We start from the raw sequence: 14,746 nt of genomic DNA on the forward strand, positions 1-14,746 counted from the left end.
ATAGACATGTTTCCTTTTTCAAATACGTGGAAACACATCTGCGTGGTTTTTCTCCGTTTCTCGACCAATCTATGAACTTGGCAATTCTATTCAAATTTCTCTGGTTTATAGAAATTTGAGACATCTTCCGTTTCTATAACTTAAAACTTCTGGTTGCTTGCACGGCCTTTCGCCATCCATTGTATAAATCATCCCGTTTTTGTTCAACCATTTGCGGCTCAAATATGCGGTCGATCTTCCAATGCTGTGCAATCTCCTCTTTGCTTTTCCAAAAACCAACCGCCAATCCCGCCAAATAGGCTGCTCCGAGCGCAGTCGTCTCAAAAACTGCGGGCCGCTCAACAGGCACACCGAGAATGTCACTTTGGAATTGCATCAGAAACTGATTCGCGCAAGCGCCGCCATCAACGCGCAAACACTGCAGTTCGATACCGGAATCGGCTTCCATCGCTCGTATTACATCTTTTGTTTGATATGCCAGCGATTCTAATGTCGCACGTACAAAATGCTCTTTTTGCGTACCGCGAGTCAATCCGAATGCAGCCCCTCTTGCATCACTGTCCCAATAAGGAGTCCCAAGTCCTACAAATGCCGGCACCACATAAACACCTTCTGTGGAATCCACTTTCTCTGCATATGTTTCGCTATCGGAAGATCGTTCCAGCATGCCAAGGCCATCCCGCAGCCACTGAATGGCAGAACCGGCAACAAATATACTTCCTTCAAGCGCATACTCGACTTTGCCATCCAATCCCCAGGCAATCGTTGTGAGCAATCCATGGTTTGAGGGAACTGCCTTGCCGCCTGTATGCATTAACATAAAACAGCCGGTACCATACGTATTTTTTGCCATCCCAGGAGCGAAACACGTCTGCCCGAATAATGCCGCTTGTTGATCGCCGGCAATTCCTGCTACAGGAATCGACTCGCCAAACAACACGGCTGGTGACGTATGTGTATAAATTTCCGAAGACGAGCGAACGTTTGGCAGCATAGAGGAAGGCACCGTCAACATCTGCAGCAGTTCTTCATCCCACTTTAAATCATGGATATTATACAGCAACGTCCGGGACGCATTGGAGTAATCTGTGACGTGTGCGGATCCGTTGGAAAGTTTCCATACAAGCCAGCTGTCGATGGTTCCAAATCGCAGCCGCCCTTGCTCCGCTTTCTCCCTTGCCCCTTCCACATGATCAAGAATCCACTTTACTTTCGTCCCGGAAAAATACGCATCAATCAATAGCCCGGTCTTCGAATGGACAAGTTCCTGAAATCCCTGCTGTTTCAAATTTTCACATATTTCAACCGTTTGCCTGGATTGCCATACAATCGCGTTATAAACGGGCAAACCGGTTGCCGCATCCCATACGACGGCAGTCTCCCGCTGGTTGGTGATCCCGATCGCTGCAATCTTTTTCGTCTCTATTTGATTGGAAGAGAGAACATCATGGATCACATGACAGACGGAGTCCCAAATTTCCATGGCATCCTGTTCCACCCAGCCGCTTTGCGGAAAGTATTGCGTGAATTCTTTTTGGGAAACTGCAACAATCGTTCCCGATTTGTCAAAAACGATCGCACGAGAGCTTGTCGTTCCTTGATCAATCGCCAGCACATAGTTTTTTCCCACAGATGCAGCCTCCTATAACAAAAGCCACAAACAAGCTGATAACATTCCATGTTATCAGATCCGTCTGCGGCTCTCTCGATCTCCAAAAATCTATGAACTTGTATATTTCCAACTTCCGAAAATTGACCAACTTGCAAATTGCTTCAAACTTTTGCATTGCTGCATACTCGTCAAAACAGGATTCTCACAAATCCAACCTCTATAAACTCTATACATTAAATCTAAACGATCGGAGCAAGTCATGTCAATATGAAATTCTATCGATGAAAATCGAGTTCTATTTTCGAATGATCTTGCTTTTCAAAAGCACGTTATACGATGTGCTCACAGCTGTAACACCCGCTTCGAGAACTGTACGGATATCGTCCATGGTGCGAATAAATCCGCCGGCTATGATCGGAATGCCTGTCCGCTCATTGATTTCCTTGGCAATCCCAGGGATAATTCCAGGAAGCACTTCAATATAATCGGGTGCGCAAGAATCGATCATCCGATAAGCGGTTTCCAGTGCTTGTGAGTCTAATAAAAACAGTCTTGTGATGGCAATCAATTTATGCTTCTTGGCAACGGCAATGACAGCGGGATGTGTGGAAATAAGCCCGGCCGGTTTGATCACCTGACACAAAAATTGGGCAGCATGTTCGTCATGTTTCAATCCTTTAATCATATCTGCATGCAGCAGCACTTTTTTCTTATGTTCTTTTGCCATTCGGACGAGATGATGCAATTGGGCAAGAGGGGATTCCAACAAAATTACGTATTCATACTGCAAATTCAAGACTTCTTCAAAGTCTTTCACTTTCCGTGCAGCCGGTATGATCTGCTGTTGCTGAAAATGTGTCAAAAAAATTCCCGCCTTCCCGCCAAACTGTAGCAATTTCACTTCACAAGATCACTCGTTCCACTTGCTTCAAGTGCCATAGTATTACCATGAGCAACTTCCCTGCATATTATTGCTAATCATATCATGTTTTTCAAACACTTTTTACTGTGTTTCGAATTCGTGAGGTTTTCATATCCGATTCCCTGTGCTCACACGACAATGACTTTATCCATTTGCATAATTTTCAATCCCATTGAAAAAATAGTTCCAATAACAATCGGTATATGTTTCGCATGCAAAATCATAGTATATTGCAATCCCTTCCATTGTTTTGGCTTATTTTGTGGAATGAAGTTGCGATAAGAGATTCAAACATCTTATCGCATCCATTTATATTCGTATAGGAGGCTAGACATGGTGTATGTACTAGCTACTCTTTTCATCTTGGGATTTAATTTTTTATCAGGATTTAATGATGGCGGCAATTTATTGGCGATTCTTGCAAATACAAGGACCATTCGACCGCTTGTTGCCATTCTTATTATCATTGCTTCTCTTTGCTTAGGTCCTCTGCTTTTCGGAACGGCTGTTGCCAAGACAATCGGCACGCAAATCGTCAATCTTCCCCGCGCCGGGATCCTGATCGTAAACATTGCGTTGCTTGCAACACTGCTTACACTCGGAATTGCATGGTATGTAAAAATACCGACAAGTACAACATTCGCACTTGTAGGCGGATTGATCGGTTCATCCATCATCGCAGCAGGAACGTCTTCCATTCTCTGGGGAGGATTCATAAAAGTATTCGCATCCTTGTTTTTATCTGTTTCCTGTGGATCGATCGTCGGATACGGATTGTATTTTTTTCTTATTCAACTCTTGCGGCGATTTTCCTATAAAACGGGAATTCGCATATTAACCATACAATATATCAGCGCATTCCTGATGACACTTGGCTATAGCATCAACGATGCGGAAAAATCCATTGGCTTGTTGGCGATCGTGTGGATGCTTGCAAAGCAAGAGCAGCATTTTCATGTGTTTCCATGGATGATCCTGCTTTCTTCTGCCGCGTTTGCCGCTGGACTTTTCAGCGGTGGTTTTCGCATCGCCAAAACAGTCGGATTTCACGTCTTTCACTCACGTCCTGCACACGCCGTAGCAACACAAATTGCGACAGCCCTTGTCGTTTTTGCCGCTTCCTTTTTCGGCGGTCCTGTCAGCACTACGCAGACGGTTGACAGCGCTTTGGTTGGAGTAGGCTATCGAGCCGCGAAAGAACGTATTCGTTTTCAGGTTGTACGAAAAATGGCAATTGTCTGGATTTTGACAATGCCTATTTCCTTCGTAATCGCTGCATCTTTGACATGGATTTGCAAGCTGGGAGGGTTGGTATAAAATGAAATGGAAAGACCTGTTTGCCCCGACCGAACGAAGATTTTTTACGTATTTGCTGGAGCAGGCCGATGCGACCATACATGGAATGGAACTTCTGCTGGCATTTATGACAAACCGCTCAGGGAACCACACACGAGAAGAAATCATCCAACAAATGTGCAATGCAGAAAAACACGGAGACGAATTGCGGCGCAATATTATCACGGATCTGAAAGGTACGTTTGTAACTCCGATTGACCGGGAAGATATCTTTGCACTCTCAAGAACCATTGATAATATTTTGGACTATGCCGATTCGACGATCAAAGAATTGGAGTTGTACAAGGTCGAACCGACAAACAAAATGATGGAAATGGTAAAAGCATTAAACGACTCTGTAACTTCCTTGCGCGCTGCGATTTTTCACCTTGTAAACGATCCGGAGAAAGCCAGTGCATGTACGGTTCACGCAAAGAAAATGGAAAATGCGGTGGAAGATTTATATCGGCACGCGTTAGCAGAATTGTTTGAACTTGACGACTATAAATACGTGATGAAGATTCGGGAAATTTATCGCCATTTAAGCAATGCGGCAGACCGCGTTGATGAAGCTGCCGACATCATCGGCACAATTCTGATTAAAGGAAACGTATAAGCCTGAAAAACGCGAATGTATAGAAAACTTCGGATGTCCAGACAGCTTCCATCGAAACACGACAGCAAAACCGTGAATTCCCTGAATGAAGGCGCGACTGGTTGTCGTACGGAAAAAGCCAAGTACATCGTTACTTGGCTTTTTCTTTTGACGCTGTATTGACACCTATATGCAGTATGAAACAATGGAAGAAAAGGGGGAATCCATATGGTAATCGAAATTTGCGAGACAAATGAATCGATGGATCTGATCCAAAAATTGCGCACCATGTTTCCGGATGCTGATATTGTACCCTATGCCTGCCTCAACCGCTGTGCCGGTTGTTTTTTATGCTTATTCGCCATCGTCGATGATGTCGTCATCGAAGCATATTCTCCCGAGCAATTATTGCAAAAGGTACAGGACATTTTACATACAAATGACGAAACGATAAAATAGTAAAAATCGATTTGATTACTAGGATAAACAGTGCTACGCTTGATTTTGTAAGGAATCAGTCGCAAATCAGAGAAAGGAATGACCCGTTATGGATGTATTATCTGCAATCACATACCGTCGTGAAATCAGCAAATTTAAAACAGAACCGCTTTCAGAAGATGCAGTCAGACAAGTCTTGCAAGCTGCCTACCTCTCACCAAAAGGCAACAATCTGCCTTCATGCGAATTTATCCTTGTCACAAACAGACAAACACTCGATTCATTAGAAACTACCACACCCTACATGAAATGGCTGCAGACTGCACCTGCCTCTATCGTTATTGCGGCAAATCCCCAATTGAGCAAATATTGGCTGCAAGATGCTTCGATTGCCGGCGGTTATATTTGGCTGGCAGCCACTTCCCTTGGGCTCGGCGCTGCATGGGGAGCTGTCTACCATGCGGAAGATGCGGCAGAGTCTGCCAGTCGTGAATCCCATGTGCGAGCACTCCTGCACATCCCGGAATCTTTGCGTGTGGTTGCCATACTTGGATTCGGCCAGCCGGACATGGTACCGAAAGAAAAAGATATGTATCCTATCGAACAGGTGATACATCGGGAAATCTATCGCAACCCATAAAAGATACAGTCAATCAGGTCAGTGCACTCAATACAGTCAAAACACAACTCCTATCCTTGCGTGCATTCCTGTCCAATGTGCGTTACAATAATCGGGTATATTGATACTTGCTATTAAAAACTTACTTTATAAACGATACCGATAAAAGGAGTTGTCCTACATGACACAATGGCGCGAAATTCAATCACTTGACGAATGGCAAAACGTCCTCGAACAGTCCACGGAAAAACTCGTATTGCTATTCAAACACAGTACCACATGCCCGATCAGCGCAAACGCATTTGCCGAATGCCAGGCGTACATTGCGGGCGAACCGCGTCAGGATGTGGATTACGTATTGGTCAAAGTAATCGAATCACGTCCTGTATCCAATCAAATCGCGGCAGATCTGCAGGTGAAGCATGAATCTCCGCAAACGGTTTTATTGCAAAACAAGCAGGCGGTGTGGAATGCCTCTCATTGGTCCATTACAAAAGCAAGTCTGGTAGATGTGCTGAACGGCAACGCATAACGCTCCCATCCATGGCAAAAAGTCAAAAAGACATCCACTTCCAAGTTTCCGGAAGGGATGTCTTTTTAAATCTTTACAGTCAAATCTGCCAAACATTAACTTTGCTGATTCAAAGTGTTCATCTTGCTGCTGATGAAGCGTTTTTATTTCGTTCTCCGGTTTCCTTATACGAGCTGCAGCATGACTTCCATGTCTTTTTGTGCCGTATCGATCAATTGCAGGCCAAAAGTTTCTTGCAGCACTTCGACAACTCCAGGTGCAAGGAATTCAGGCGCTTTGGGTCCGATCCGCACATCTTGAATACCCAGACTGAATAAACCAAGCAAAATCGCAACCGCTTTTTGTTCAAACCAGGACAATACGATACTTACCGGCAATTCATTGACCGGACATTCGAAAGCATCGGCAAGTGCCAACGCAATTTTTACCGTAGAGATGGAATTGTTGCATTGCCCCAAATCGATATAGCGCGGAATATCTGTGCCGGGAACCGTTCCATATTCCACATCGTTAAATCGGAATTTTCCGCAAGACGTTGTCAATATCACCGTATCACTTGGCAAAGATGTTGCCAATTCCCGATAGTATTCACCGCCCCGACCTGGCGCATCACAACCTGCAATGACAAAGAATCTCTTGATCTTCCCGGATTTCACGGCTGCAATTATTTCAGGCGCTAGACCGATCACCGTCTCATGGTGAAACCCGGTCACCAACGTTTGATCCGATTCAATATGGGCAGAAGGCAGAGATAGCGCCTTTTCAATCAAAGGTGTAAAATCGTTGTCGACAATCTTTGCAACTCCTTTAAGTCCTGCAATCTCATAGGAGAAAAAGCGATCTGCGTATGTTCCTTTAATCGGCATGACACAGTTTGTCGTTGCCAGAATCGCACCGGGAAACTCTTCAAACAATTTGCGCTGATCGTACCATGCCTTTCCAATATTTCCTTTTAAATGAGCGTATTTTTTCAATTGTGGATATCCATGCGCCGGCAGCATTTCCGAGTGTGTATAAATGTTGATTCCTTTGCCCTCCGTTTGCTTTAACAACTCTTCCAGCGCAAACAGATTATGTCCTGTGACTACGATCGATTTTCCTTCTACTTTATTTTGTGAAACCCGAACAGGCTGGGGAATTCCCAAGCGGTCCGTATGCGCCCGATCCAATAATTCCATCACCTTGACAGCCGCCGAACCTACCTTCAACGCCATGTTCACATGTTCTTCGAGATTGAAGTTTACGTTTGTCAATGTAAAATACAACGCCTCATGTGTGATTGCATCCACTTCCGGATCCGTATATCCAAGTTCGCGGGCATGTGTCGCATATGCCGCAATCCCTTTTAAAGCGAAAATGATCGTATCCTGAATACTTGCCAAATCTTCCGTCTTTCCACAAACTCCTACAACCGTACAGCCGCCAAGCGCCGTTTGCTCACATTGATAACAAAACATCTCTGATTTCTCCTCCAGTACAATATCTTTTCTAATATTAAAATCGTTTTGTTGCTGGCATCATTATACTGGGGATAAAAATAGCGTACATGTGATAAATATCACACGTACGCCCATAATGTGAAAAGCGTCACAAAACATCCAAAAAGAAGTCAAACAAATTTCAAAAACAACCATACCACCCCAAAAATAAACGACCAAAGCGCGAGGGAAAATAAAATTCCGTATTTCAGCCCTTTGAAAAATTCCACGACCATCCCCCGCTTCTGTCTGATGCTAATATAGTTTCAGTATCGGCCTATGTGGGGAATCTTTAGACTTGCATGCGAACATTTTTCTTTTACTTAATACAAAGCAAAAAAGAGAAGGAGCTCCTTCTCTCTGTGTGTTAAGAATCCTTTATGGTGTTTGTAATGACCCCATCATGGACTTGATCATGTATTTTCCGATAGTTGATGTACGCTTTAATCGCTTCCCGCTCTCCGCATGACGGACAAATCGCCTGTTCAATCTCTAGCGTTTCTGTATTCACATGTTCCCCGCATTGCGGGCAGTACAACTCCAACGGCATGTAGAAACCTCCCCGATCATGAGTTCGTCTTCTATATACAGTTTAACCAATCGCCAAGGATTCACTCGAAAACAAATTAAAGGCCTTTTACCATGCCGCCATCGACGAGCAATGCCTGTCCCGTTATGTATGTATTGGCAAAAGAACCTAAGAAAACGACTGCCCTTGCGAATTCTTCCGGTGTTCCGTACCTGCCTACGGGGATTTGCCTAAACGATTGACTCTGCAACTCTTCGACAGATATCCCTTGCCGATTCGCAGAAAATGCATCCAATTCCAGGATTCGGTCTGTCTCAATCCGGCCTGGCGCAACCGTATTGACCAAAATTTGATCGTTTGCCAACTCGGCAGCCAGGCTTTTTGTCAGCCCATAGACACCTGTGCGGATCGTATTCGAAAGAATTAATCCGTTGATCGGTTGCTTAATGGAACTGGATGTCAATGTAATGATACGCCCCGCTCCTTTTGCCCGCATATGTGGAAGACTTGCACGGATCATCCGGACAGCACTCAATAAATTCAACTCGAACGCTTTTTGCCACTGTGCATCATCAAATTGATCAAACATGCCGGCAGGCGGTCCGCCTGCATTGTACACCAGAACATCCAATCCACCGCCCGCCGAAACGGCTGTGCTGACCGCATTCTCCACATCTTCCGCACGTGTAATGTCCATTTCTGCACAAGTAACTGCTTGTCCAGTGATTCTCTTAATTTCTTCTGCCGTTTGCTGCAATTGTTCAAAATTGCGGCTGGCAATCGTTACGATCGCACCTTCCCGCGCATATTCCAATGCAGTTGCCTTTCCAAGCCCTTTACTGGCTGCAGACACTAAGACAGATTTTCCCTTAAGACCTAAATCCATCATCAAACCTCCCAAAAGCTTGTTATAAACTACCTTGTTATAAACTACCATTCTGTATTCATTGTATCGCATCCTAAAGCGTTTGCAACATGCACCCGACTTGGAAACGCCAGTTTAAAACTCTCCATACGGGCAACCAACGCCATGAGAGCCGCGAAAATGGAATTCTGTGCACATTTTGGTTTTATTTGAGAACATTTGATATGAATGAAAAAGTATAGTATAACAGATAAGGTTAGCAAAATTTTTTCACATTCTTGTCGGTGATTGCAAGAGCGCTGTTGCTATAGATAAAGAGCTTGTCGATATTGATTTGGGATGCAAAAACAAAGGAGGAAAGCGGAAAAGATGGAACGAACCAAACCATACAGAATCCTATTGTATTATAAGTACGTAAAAATCGAAAATCCGGAAGAGTATGCAAAAGAACATTTGCAATTTTGCAAGGATCTTGGTTTGAAAGGCCGTATCTTGATTGCGGCGGAAGGCATTAACGGAACTGTATCCGGAACCGTGGAGCAAACGGATGCGTATATGCAAGAAATGCACAGCGATCCGCGTTTTGCCGATATGGTTTTTAAAATTGATGAGACGGATGGACATGCATTTAAAAAGATGCATGTTCGCCATAAGAAAGAATTGGTAACGTTTCGAGTTGATGAGTACCAATTGGATCCTAATGAATTGACTGGAAAATATTTGTCTCCCAAAGAATTTTACGAACAATTGCAACAGGAAGATGTCATTGTGCTTGACGGGCGGAACGACTACGAATACGATATCGGCCATTTTCGCAACGCCATTCGGCCGGATGTGGAATCTTTTCGGGAGTTCCCGGAATGGATTCGCAATAATTTCAGCCAATACAAAGACAAAAAAGTTTTAACGTACTGTACCGGCGGCATTCGCTGTGAAAAACTGACCGGGTTCTTGATCGAGGAAGGTTTTAAAGATGTAGCTCAACTGAACGGCGGGATTGTCACATACAGCAAAGATCCGGAAGTTCAGGGAAAATTGTTCGACGGAAAGTGTTACGTTTTCGATGAAAGAATTTCTGTACGCATCAACCAAACCGATGAGGATGTCGTCATCGGCAATTGCATCCATTGCGGCAAGCCGGAAGACCGCTATATCAACTGCACAAATGATTTGTGTCATGACCAGCATATCTGTTGCGTGGCATGTGAACAGGAGCACCAAGGATATTGTTCCAGTTCCTGTGCAGAATTTGATCGACAACGCAAACAACAGTTGCAAACAAATCAATGACACCCAAAATTCGGATAAAAACACCCTGCTTCATGTTTCCAATTGAACAGGGTGTTTTTGCATTTGTATGCAGGCATTTTATTTGTCAAAGTTCGGACATTTTTCACGTGAGAGTATCCATTGACACGGATGATAATGAAAATTATTATCAATATAAATAGTATGATTATCAATTTTCATTCGGTTTTGGGGGATCTTTCATGGAAATGGACAAAGCATTGCCATCGGCCATCACGCCTTTTTCCTGGAAACGTTTGCTAATTATGCTGACATCAGTCGTCGGACCCGGCATGATGGTGATGTTGGCGGATACAGATGCAGGTAGTGTGATAACAGCCGCACAATCGGGTGCCCAATGGGGCTACAGGATGATTTTGCCACAACTGATATTAATTCCGATACTCTATCTCGTACAGGAAGTAACGATTCGTTTGGGTGTTGCGACAGGCAAAGGACATGGGGATCTGATTCGGGAGAAATTTGGCATGGGGTGGGCGCTTGTTTCCGTATGTTCCTTATTTCTTGCCTCCATCGGTGCCCTGGTTACCGAATTTTCGGGCATGGCAGGAGTCGGCGAGCTATTCGGCATCCCCAAATGGATCAGTGTATCGATCGTAACTTTTGTTTTAATCGTATTGGGCTTAACCGGCAGCTATCGTAAATTTGAACGAATTGGCATCGCGATTGGCTTGTTGGAGCTTTTATTCATACCGGCTGCCTTTCTTGCACATCCTTCCGTCCATGAAATGGCGCAAGGAATCACATCGATCCCTTTTCATGACCGGGGATATGTATTCTTATTGGCAGCAAATGTCGGAGCTGTTATCATGCCCTGGATGGTTTTTTACCAACAAGGGGCGGTTATCGATAAAGGATTGACTAAAGAACATGTAAAAGCGATGCGTTTTGATACGTTATTCGGCTCGATCCTTACACAAATGATCATGCTGGTTGTCGTAATCGCAGTCGCTGCGACAATCGGCAAAGCTTCTCCCAATCAACCTCTCAATACCATTCAACAAATCTCTCAAGGCTTGGAACCGTTTTTAGGATCGACATTGGCGAAAATCACCTTCGGATTTGGAATGCTCGGTGCAGGATTTATCGCGTCTCTCGTCGTATCTGTCGCAGGGGCATGGGGAATCGGGGAAGCATTCGGATTGAATCACAGCTTGAATCACTCTTGCAAGGATGCTCCGGTTTTTTATCTTGTTTATACACTTGCACATATTGGCGGAGCAATATTGGTTTTGACAAGTTTTGACCTGGTTCAAATCACCGTCGATGTAGAAGTCATGAATGCCATGCTGTTGCCTATTGTTCTAGGATTTTTGCTCGCTCTGGAAGCAAAAGCGCTGCCTCCGGAATGGCGGATGAGAGGCTTGTATAAATATTGTGTCTGGCTTGTGTCCGGGCTTGTCATGGCGTTTGGATTATATATGATTTTTAAGGCATTTTAGCCTATCTTTTGTTAGTCAATTTCTTTTATAATTTATGAAGGGATGTTCCGATCGTCCTTACTATTGAACAGGTTTGAAAGGTGGAAAAGCGAATGTCATGTTCATGCGGGAGTCAGGCCGCTTGCGATTGTGAAACGCCAAAAATGTTGTATCTGGCGGATGAGTGGGGGCAATCACACCCTTTTTATATCGCGGATCGTTTATATGTAAATGACCAGGCGTATGCATTTCTTATCAGTACGGAGCAGTCGGACCAATACGCATTATTGAAAGTTGTAGCGGATGAGAATGGTGCGGAAACGTTCGTCAATATTGCTGACGAGTCGGAATGGGATGCCATTGAGAAAACATTGTTTGAAGAACCTTCACGCGCATAGCAGACGTACGATCCGTCAAATGAAAAAAGCATCCCAATCGCTTTTCATGTGGATTGGGATGCTTTTTGCGTAACAACTGCAAGATGAGAATTACACCCGTATCTGGCCATTTCCTTTGATCAGATATTTGTAGCTGGTCATTTCTTTTAAGCCCATCGGGCCTCTGGCATGCAATTTCTGTGTGGAGATCCCGATTTCGGCGCCAAACCCGAATTCAAACCCATCTGTAAAGCGCGTCGATGCATTGTGATAGACGGCGGCCGCATCCACTTGCTGCAAAAAGATTTGTGCAGATCCTGGATCCTCTGTGACAATCGCTTCCGAATGCAATGTCCCATATGTGTTGATATGTTGGATTGCTTCATTCACATCCGCCACAATTTTGACATTCATGATCAAATCCAGGAACTCTGTCGACCAATCCGCGTCCGTCGCAGGCACTGCCTTCTCCCGCAGTTGCGGGTTTCCAGCGAGAGCCGCACGGGCACGTTCACAGGCGCGAATTTCCACACCCCGCTCCATCAGTTGTGCCAAGATAACCGGCAGCCATTGTTCGGCGATGTCCGCATGCACCAACAATGTCTCCATCGCATTGCAAACGGAAGGCCGCTGTGTTTTTGCATTGATTACAATCGCATCCGCTTTTTGCAAATCTGCTTGTTTGTCCACATACACGTGGCAGTTTCCGACGCCCGTTTCGATGACAGGCACCAGGGAATGCTTGACAACCCGCTCGATCAGCCCTGCCCCGCCGCGCGGAATGACCAAATCCACCAATCCTCGCGCCTGAATCAAGTCATCCACCGATTCTCTCTCGGTGCGGTTGATAAATTGAAAGGCATCTGTCGGCAAATGAACCGCTTCCAGCCCTTCTTTTAACGCTTTTACCAATGCGGCATTGGAGCGCAGAGCTTCCTTGCCGCCGCGCAAAACCACAGCATTTCCCGTTTTCAGCGCAAGTCCTGCAGCATCTACCGTAACATTAGGGCGAGATTCATAAATCATTGCAATAACCCCAAGCGGGACTCGCACTTTTTCGATCAGAAGCCCGTCCGGACGCAGAATCGTCTCTAGCAATTCACCGATGGGATCTGTCAGCTCGATCAGTTTCCGCAAGCCTTCCATCATATCTTGCAGCCGCTTTTCATTCAGTTGCAAGCGGTCGACCTTGCTTGCCGTTTGCCCTGCCGCTTGCGCATCCTGTACATCTTGCTGATTGGCGACAAGGATTTCCTGCCGATTCCGCCATATGGCATCTGCCATGGCGAGTAACGCCTGATTTTTTTGGCCGGTTGTCGCACCGGACAGTTTTCCGGCTGCTTCTTTTGCCGCTTTCACTTGTGTGATGACTTCCCGATTTCGCTCTTCACCCTGTGTAAACATGGCCATTGCCCTCCTTTATAATCACAAGCTCATTTCTGTGTATCACTTCATGCAAATTGCGCAATGTTTGACCGGATTTTTTTTGTTCCAACAATAGTTTCAAATCCCATGCAGAAAAGTGTGCAACACCCTTGCCGATCACTTCTCCTTTTGCCGAAGCAATTTCCACAACAGCACCCTCATGAAATTCCCCTTCAACAGCCACAATTCCCGGCATCAGCAAGCTGCCTGTATGCTCAGTCAATGCCTCTACCGCCCCGTCATCAATGGCAATCGTACCTTCCACCCGAGTCCCGTGAATCATCCAGGACTTTTTTCCGCCAATCGAATCGGGCTTGGGATGAAAGGTCGTCCCAATAGTATCGCCGCTTACAATTTTTTGCAAGACATCCGGTTCTGAACTTGCGGCGATTTTTACCAGAATTCCCGAATGTGTGGCAATCTTTGCAGCGGTGAGCTTTGTGCGCATGCCGCCTGTGCCCACATCGCTGCCTTGTCCCCCGGCGCTTCTCTCCATCTCCTCCGTAATTTCCCAAACGTCTGAGATTCGCCGGGCATCCGGGTTTTTCTTCGGATGTGCCGTATATAAACCATCGATATCTGTCAGGAGAATCAGCATGTCAGCTTCTGCCACCAATGCCACAAGACTTCCTAATGTATCGTTGTCGCCAAAGCGGATTTCTTCCACCGCAACCGTATCATTTTCATTGATGATCGGCACAATCCCATGCTGCAACAACGTTTCCAGCGTATTGCGAATGTGCAAAAAGCGTTTGCGATCCTCAATGTCAGAGCGTGTCAATAAGACTTGTGCGATCACAATCCCATGTTCGGCAAATAGCTGGGCGTATGTATCAATCAATAGCCCCTGCCCGACTGCGGATGCCGCCTGTTTTTCCGGCATGGTGATCGAGGCCCGCTTCCAGCCAAGCTTCCCTAGTCCTGCTGCGACTGCCCCTGAAGACACCAGAATGACACGATATCCTTCGTTCTGGAGCTGCGCAATTTGTGCCGTCAATCCTTGAATTTTTTCCAATGAAATCAACCCATTCGTTCCGGTAAGACTGCTGGAACCTACCTTTACGACGATTCGCTGTTGTTTCATATCTGTTCGCCATCCTTTTGTCAAGCACTAGATTCTTTTCTTAGTATTTTTTGGGAAAATAAAAAAACCCAAACGTCCTGGAAGGACGAAAGGGCTCTTTCGCGGTACCACCTTCATTAATAGAAACAATTCTATTCACTCAACCCTGATAATGGCAGGAACCATTCCGCTTTTCACGAAACGCTCAGGAGTCGGGCGACCATCCG

The 14,746-nt window shown here is 45.3% G+C and carries 15 protein-coding genes; 8 read left to right on the forward strand and 7 right to left on the reverse strand.

The genetic code is table 11. The features are described from left to right. Nucleotides 1-133: 133 nt before the first annotated feature. Both glpK and LSG31_RS23060 read right to left on the reverse strand, forming a co-directional pair. Nucleotides 134-1,630 carry a glycerol kinase GlpK gene (gene glpK / locus LSG31_RS23055; RefSeq protein ID WP_347437375.1) on the reverse strand — a complete coding sequence of 499 codons (1,497 nt, stop codon included), beginning with the start codon at nucleotides 1,628-1,630 and terminating at the stop codon, nucleotides 134-136. A 277-nt stretch (nucleotides 1,631-1,907) separates the two neighbouring features. Next, nucleotides 1,908-2,513 (reverse strand): glycerol-3-phosphate responsive antiterminator, encoded by a 606-nt coding sequence (locus LSG31_RS23060; RefSeq protein WP_430734222.1) that lies wholly within the window; start codon nucleotides 2,511-2,513, stop codon nucleotides 1,908-1,910. Between the two features lie 354 nt (nucleotides 2,514-2,867). On the opposite strand from LSG31_RS23060, the gene LSG31_RS23065 reads away from it, so the two are divergent. The 5 genes from LSG31_RS23065 (at nucleotide 2,868) to ytxJ (ending at nucleotide 6,053) form a co-directional block, all read left to right on the forward strand. Continuing rightward, a complete protein-coding gene (locus LSG31_RS23065) occupies nucleotides 2,868-3,851 on the forward strand; it encodes an inorganic phosphate transporter (RefSeq protein ID WP_347437376.1) in 984 nt (327 codons plus the stop codon). 1 nt (nucleotide 3,852) lies between these two features. Then, complete coding sequence (locus tag LSG31_RS23070; RefSeq protein WP_347437377.1) at nucleotides 3,853-4,485, forward strand: DUF47 domain-containing protein; 633 nt, start codon at nucleotides 3,853-3,855, stop codon at nucleotides 4,483-4,485. Nucleotides 4,486-4,692: 207 nt separating this feature from the next. Further along, nucleotides 4,693-4,923 (forward strand): DUF1450 domain-containing protein, encoded by a 231-nt coding sequence (locus LSG31_RS23075; protein ID WP_347437378.1) that lies wholly within the window; start codon nucleotides 4,693-4,695, stop codon nucleotides 4,921-4,923. A gap of 88 nt (nucleotides 4,924-5,011) precedes the next feature. Continuing rightward, entirely contained in the window at nucleotides 5,012-5,542 is a 531-nt protein-coding gene (locus LSG31_RS23080; RefSeq protein WP_347437379.1) for a nitroreductase family protein, read from the forward strand. Nucleotides 5,543-5,702: 160 nt separating this feature from the next. Continuing rightward, nucleotides 5,703-6,053: a bacillithiol system redox-active protein YtxJ gene (gene ytxJ / locus LSG31_RS23085; protein ID WP_347437380.1), complete on the forward strand. Its 351-nt coding sequence runs from the start codon at nucleotides 5,703-5,705 to the stop codon at nucleotides 6,051-6,053. 164 nt (nucleotides 6,054-6,217) lie between these two features. On the opposite strand, the gene hcp is transcribed toward ytxJ, so the two are convergent. From hcp to LSG31_RS23100, 3 genes are all read right to left on the reverse strand, one after another. Further along, nucleotides 6,218-7,510 carry a hydroxylamine reductase gene (gene hcp / locus LSG31_RS23090; RefSeq protein WP_347437381.1) on the reverse strand — a complete coding sequence of 431 codons (1,293 nt, stop codon included), beginning with the start codon at nucleotides 7,508-7,510 and terminating at the stop codon, nucleotides 6,218-6,220. 388 nt (nucleotides 7,511-7,898) lie between these two features. Next, entirely contained in the window at nucleotides 7,899-8,081 is a 183-nt protein-coding gene (locus tag LSG31_RS23095) for a hypothetical protein (protein WP_347437382.1), read from the reverse strand. A 76-nt stretch (nucleotides 8,082-8,157) separates the two neighbouring features. Then, nucleotides 8,158-8,946, reverse strand: coding sequence for an SDR family oxidoreductase (locus LSG31_RS23100; protein WP_347437383.1), 789 nt, complete (start codon nucleotides 8,944-8,946; stop codon nucleotides 8,158-8,160). 348 nt (nucleotides 8,947-9,294) lie between these two features. Between LSG31_RS23100 and trhO the strand changes: the two genes are divergently transcribed. The 3 genes from trhO (at nucleotide 9,295) to LSG31_RS23115 (ending at nucleotide 12,052) form a co-directional block, all read left to right on the forward strand. Beyond that, complete coding sequence (trhO, locus tag LSG31_RS23105; protein ID WP_347437384.1) at nucleotides 9,295-10,215, forward strand: oxygen-dependent tRNA uridine(34) hydroxylase TrhO; 921 nt, start codon at nucleotides 9,295-9,297, stop codon at nucleotides 10,213-10,215. A 200-nt stretch (nucleotides 10,216-10,415) separates the two neighbouring features. Beyond that, nucleotides 10,416-11,675 carry an NRAMP family divalent metal transporter gene (locus LSG31_RS23110; RefSeq protein WP_347437385.1) on the forward strand — a complete coding sequence of 420 codons (1,260 nt, stop codon included), beginning with the start codon at nucleotides 10,416-10,418 and terminating at the stop codon, nucleotides 11,673-11,675. 92 nt (nucleotides 11,676-11,767) lie between these two features. After that, on the forward strand, nucleotides 11,768-12,052 hold the full coding sequence (locus LSG31_RS23115) for a DUF1292 domain-containing protein (RefSeq protein WP_347437386.1): 285 nt from the start codon (nucleotides 11,768-11,770) through the stop codon (nucleotides 12,050-12,052). Between the two features lie 90 nt (nucleotides 12,053-12,142). Here the strand turns inward: LSG31_RS23115 and LSG31_RS23120 are convergent, their stop codons facing one another. After that, a complete protein-coding gene (locus LSG31_RS23120; RefSeq protein WP_430734223.1) occupies nucleotides 12,143-13,435 on the reverse strand; it encodes a glutamate-5-semialdehyde dehydrogenase in 1,293 nt (430 codons plus the stop codon). After that, on the reverse strand, nucleotides 13,419-14,540 hold the full coding sequence (gene proB, locus LSG31_RS23125) for a glutamate 5-kinase (protein ID WP_347437388.1): 1,122 nt from the start codon (nucleotides 14,538-14,540) through the stop codon (nucleotides 13,419-13,421). The genes LSG31_RS23120 and proB overlap by 17 nt, the downstream gene beginning before the upstream one ends. Between the last annotated feature and the right edge of the window lie 206 nt (nucleotides 14,541-14,746).

Origin of the sequence: Fodinisporobacter ferrooxydans, from assembly GCF_022818495.1 — a bacterium.
GTDB lineage: Bacteria > Bacillota > Bacilli > Tumebacillales > MYW30-H2 > Fodinisporobacter > Fodinisporobacter ferrooxydans.

What these genes read in the sequence shown, in the direction of transcription:
- LSG31_RS23065 (WP_347437376.1), top strand. Translation starts at nt 2,868, where the DNA reads ATGGTGTATGTACTAGCTACTCTTTTCATCTTGGGATTTAATTTTTTA.
- LSG31_RS23070 (WP_347437377.1), top strand. Translation starts at nt 3,853, where the DNA reads ATGAAATGGAAAGACCTGTTTGCCCCGACCGAACGAAGATTTTTTACG.
- LSG31_RS23075 (WP_347437378.1), top strand. Translation starts at nt 4,693, where the DNA reads ATGGTAATCGAAATTTGCGAGACAAATGAATCGATGGATCTGATCCAA.
- LSG31_RS23080 (WP_347437379.1), top strand. Translation starts at nt 5,012, where the DNA reads ATGGATGTATTATCTGCAATCACATACCGTCGTGAAATCAGCAAATTT.
- ytxJ (WP_347437380.1), top strand. Translation starts at nt 5,703, where the DNA reads ATGACACAATGGCGCGAAATTCAATCACTTGACGAATGGCAAAACGTC.
- hcp (WP_347437381.1), bottom strand. Translation starts at nt 7,510, where the DNA reads ATGTTTTGTTATCAATGTGAGCAAACGGCGCTTGGCGGCTGTACGGTT.
- LSG31_RS23095 (WP_347437382.1), bottom strand. Translation starts at nt 8,081, where the DNA reads ATGCCGTTGGAGTTGTACTGCCCGCAATGCGGGGAACATGTGAATACA.
- LSG31_RS23100 (WP_347437383.1), bottom strand. Translation starts at nt 8,946, where the DNA reads ATGGATTTAGGTCTTAAGGGAAAATCTGTCTTAGTGTCTGCAGCCAGT.
- trhO (WP_347437384.1), top strand. Translation starts at nt 9,295, where the DNA reads ATGGAACGAACCAAACCATACAGAATCCTATTGTATTATAAGTACGTA.
- LSG31_RS23110 (WP_347437385.1), top strand. Translation starts at nt 10,416, where the DNA reads ATGGAAATGGACAAAGCATTGCCATCGGCCATCACGCCTTTTTCCTGG.
- LSG31_RS23115 (WP_347437386.1), top strand. Translation starts at nt 11,768, where the DNA reads ATGTCATGTTCATGCGGGAGTCAGGCCGCTTGCGATTGTGAAACGCCA.
- LSG31_RS23120 (WP_430734223.1), bottom strand. Translation starts at nt 13,435, where the DNA reads ATGTTTACACAGGGTGAAGAGCGAAATCGGGAAGTCATCACACAAGTG.
- proB (WP_347437388.1), bottom strand. Translation starts at nt 14,540, where the DNA reads ATGAAACAACAGCGAATCGTCGTAAAGGTAGGTTCCAGCAGTCTTACC.